A 3,303-nucleotide genomic window follows, 5' to 3' on the forward strand; every position below is an offset into this window, starting at 1 on the left:
CCGTGGCGTACCGACGACACGACCGACGCCCACGCCTCGTCCCGGCTGCGACCCACCTCGGCGCGGGAACCCACCTCGGTCAGCGGCCACCACTCGGCGACCCACCGCACGTCCTCCGGCGCGGCCGGGCCCCCCAGCCGCTCGCGGCCATCGGCCGAGACCTCCACCACGCGCAGCCCGTCCGGCGCCAGCTCGACCACGTCGAGCGGCACGTTGTCCAGCCACTCGTTCGCGACGACGAGGGCGCCTTCGGTCCGTGGCAGCTCGGCCAGCCAGTCGATCCCGGCCGGCAGGTCGCCCGGCCGGTCGGCGACCTCGACCGCCACCAGCCGCAGCGCCGGGTCCAGCCGGCGCAAGGTCGCCAGCAGCTCGCCCCGCCCGGCCCCGACGTCGACGACCGTGGTCAGCCCGCAGTCGCGGGTCAGCCGCAGCAGAGCCTCGGCGAAGCGCGGCGATGCGTGCACCGACGTGCGGAAGTGCCCGGCCGGCCCCGGGTCGCCGTCCCCGGCGGCACGGTAGAAGCCGTCGGGACCGTAGAGGGTCTCGGTCATCGCCGCCCGCCAGGTGCGCCAGCCCGGGTTGCTCACCAGGCTCACGCCTGGCTCAGCAGGAACGCGAGCACGAAGCCGAGCGTCGTGAAGAGCCCCACCGAGCGGCCGCGGTCCTCGAACGCCTCCGGCATCATCGTGTCGGCCAGCATGGTGAGGATCGCGCCGGCCGCGAAGGCCTGGATCACCGCCACAACCGAGGCGCTCGCGTCGCCGAGCACGGCGTAGCCGACCAGCGACGCCAGCCCCGAGATCACCGCGACCGTGACCCACAGGCCGATCACCCACCGCTTCGACCGACCGGCCTTGACCAGCCCGGTCGCGGCCGACATGCCTTCGGGGACATTGGACAGGAAGACGGCCGCGACGATCGCCACCCCGACCGTGCCGCCGTCGACGAGGGACACGCCGATCGCCACTGACTCCGGGATGCCGTCGAGCAGCGCGCCGAGGACCAGGCCCTGGGCCGCCGACCCGGCCTGCTGGCCGCCGGAGCGCTTGCGGTCGACGCCGCCGCGGCTGTCCAGCCACCGGTCGCCGAGGTAGAACGTCAGAGCGCCGCCGAGCAGCCCCAGCACGACCTCGCGCCCGCCTGATGCGTCGAAGGCCTCGGCAGTCAGCTCGAAGGCGAGCGCGCTGATCAGCACGCCGGCCCCGAACGCCATCACGGCACCGATCACCCGGGTGGGCACGTCACGCACCACGCCGGCCACCGCGCCGAGCACCAGCGCCAACCCGCCGACCAGGCCCCAGAACCCCGCCTCGAGCACCGGCCCTCCCTCCTCGTCGTCGCCCGGACGCTACGCCGTACGCTGGCCGGCGTCCGGTACCCCCGCGAGGACTGGAACACCACTCGTGACCACACCCCTCGGCGACGTCGGGTCGCGCCCGGCCCGGCTCGCTGTCGGCGTCGTCGGCGCCGGCCGGGTCGGCTCGGTCCTCGGGGCTGCCCTGCAGCAGGCCGGTCATCGCGTCGTCGCCGTCTCCGCGGTGTCAGACGCGTCGCTGCGGCGGGCCGGCGACCTGCTACCCGGGGTGCCGGTGGTGGCACCTCCCGACGTCCTCGCCGCCGCCGAGCTGGTGCTCCTCACCGTCCCGGACGACGCGCTGCCCGCACTGGCCGACGGCCTGGTGCGGGCCGACGCGGTGCGCGCCGGGCAGCTCGTCGTCCACACCAGCGGGCGGTACGGCGTCACGGTGCTCGAGCCGGCCACGGCGGCCGGGGCGCTGCCGCTCGCACTGCATCCGGCGATGACCTTCACCGGCCGCCCGGACGACCTGGCGCGGCTGCCCGGTGCCTGCTTCGGCGTGACGGCGCCCGACGCGCTGCGCCCGATCGCCGAGGCGCTGGTGCTCGAGATGGGCGGCGACCCGCAGTGGGTCGACGAGGACCAGCGGGTGCTCTACCACGCGGCCCTGGCCGGGGGCGCCAACCACCTGATGACCCTGGTCAACGAGTCGGTGGACCTGCTGCGGCGCAGCGGGGTCGGCGACCCGGAGCGGATGCTCGGCGCCCTGCTGGGGGCCGCCATGGACAACGCGCTGCGCGCGGGCGACGCGGCCCTGACCGGGCCGGTCGCCCGGGGCGACGCCGGCACGGTCGCGGCACACCTGGCCGCCCTGCGCGAGGTGTCGCCGCACACGGCCGCTGCGTACCTCGCGATGGCCCGGCTCACGGCTGACCGGGCGCTCGCGGCCGGCGTGCTGCGCACCGACGCCGCAGGTGCCCTGCTCGACGTCCTCGCCGAAGGAGCGCCCGACCGATGACGACCCGTCTCGTCCACACCCGCGCCGAGCTCCGCGGCGCCCTTGCCAACCGGGACGGCGAGATCGGGGTCGTCATGACGATGGGCGCCCTGCACGACGGCCACCGGGAGCTGATCCGGGTGGCCCGCCGCCGCTGCGCGGTCATCGTCGTCACCGTCTTCCTCAACCCGCTGCAGTTCGCGCCGGGGGAGGACCTCTCGCGCTACCCCAAGACGCTCGAGACCGACGTCGAGCTGTGCGCGGCCGAGGACGTGGACCTGGTCTTCGCGCCGTCGGTCGCCGAGGTCTACCCGCTGGGCGACCAGCCGCAGGTGCGGGTGCAGGCCGGCCCGCTGGGCGAGATCCTCGAGGGCGACTCGCGGCCGGGGCACTTCGACGGCGTTCTCACGGTTGTGGCCAAGCTGCTGCACCTGACCGGGCCGGACGTCGCCTACTTCGGGCAGAAGGACGCCCAGCAGCTGCTGCTGATCCGCCGGATGTGCCAGGACCTCGACTTCCCGGTCGAGGTCGTCGCGGTGCCGACGGTCCGTGACCCCGACGGGCTGGCGCTGTCCAGCCGCAACACCTATCTGACCGCGGCCGACCGCGACGCGGCGCTGACGCTGTCCGGCGCGCTGCACGCCGGCCGGTCGGTGGCCGGCCACGGTCCTGCGGCCGTGCTGGCAGCGGCCCACGAGGTGCTCGGCGGCGAGAAGTCCGTCGGCCTCGACTACCTCGCCCTGGTCGACCCCGTGCACCTGCGCCCGGTGCCGGAGGACTACGCCGGCGAGGCGCTGCTCGCGGTGGCCGCCCGGGTCGGCTCCACCCGGCTGATCGACAACGTGATGGTCACCTTCGGGGCGGCCGCCTGATGGCCCGCCTGCCGCTGCGGCACCGGCTGCTCGCACCCGAGGCGGGCTGGACCACCGAGGTCGACGTGGTGGTGGTCGGGTCGGGCATCGCCGGCCTGACCACCGCGCTGACCGTCCGCCGGACGACCGCCGGACGG

General features: G+C 75.5%; 4 protein-coding genes. 2 read left to right on the forward strand and 2 right to left on the reverse strand.

All coding sequences use genetic code 11. The annotated features are described in order from the left end of the window. Positions 1-596, reverse strand: a 596-nt coding sequence (locus tag VK640_11200; GenBank protein HTE73750.1) for a hypothetical protein, incomplete at its 3' end; no start/stop codon positions are given. Next, positions 593-1,318: a ZIP family metal transporter gene (locus VK640_11205; protein HTE73751.1), complete on the reverse strand. Its 726-nt coding sequence runs from the start codon at positions 1,316-1,318 to the stop codon at positions 593-595. The genes VK640_11200 and VK640_11205, both read right to left, overlap by 4 nt. An 85-nt stretch (positions 1,319-1,403) precedes the next feature. Between VK640_11205 and VK640_11210 the strand changes: the two genes are divergently transcribed. Beyond that, a complete protein-coding gene (locus VK640_11210; GenBank protein ID HTE73752.1) occupies positions 1,404-2,315 on the forward strand; it encodes a DUF2520 domain-containing protein in 912 nt (303 codons plus the stop codon). Then, positions 2,312-3,166: a pantoate--beta-alanine ligase gene (gene panC, locus VK640_11215; GenBank protein ID HTE73753.1), complete on the forward strand. Its 855-nt coding sequence runs from the start codon at positions 2,312-2,314 to the stop codon at positions 3,164-3,166. The genes VK640_11210 and panC overlap by 4 nt, the downstream gene beginning before the upstream one ends. The last annotated feature ends 137 nt before the right edge of the window (positions 3,167-3,303 follow it).

The sequence above is a fragment of the Actinomycetes bacterium genome (assembly GCA_035489715.1).
Lineage (GTDB): Bacteria > Actinomycetota > Actinomycetes > JACCUZ01 > JACCUZ01 > DATHAP01.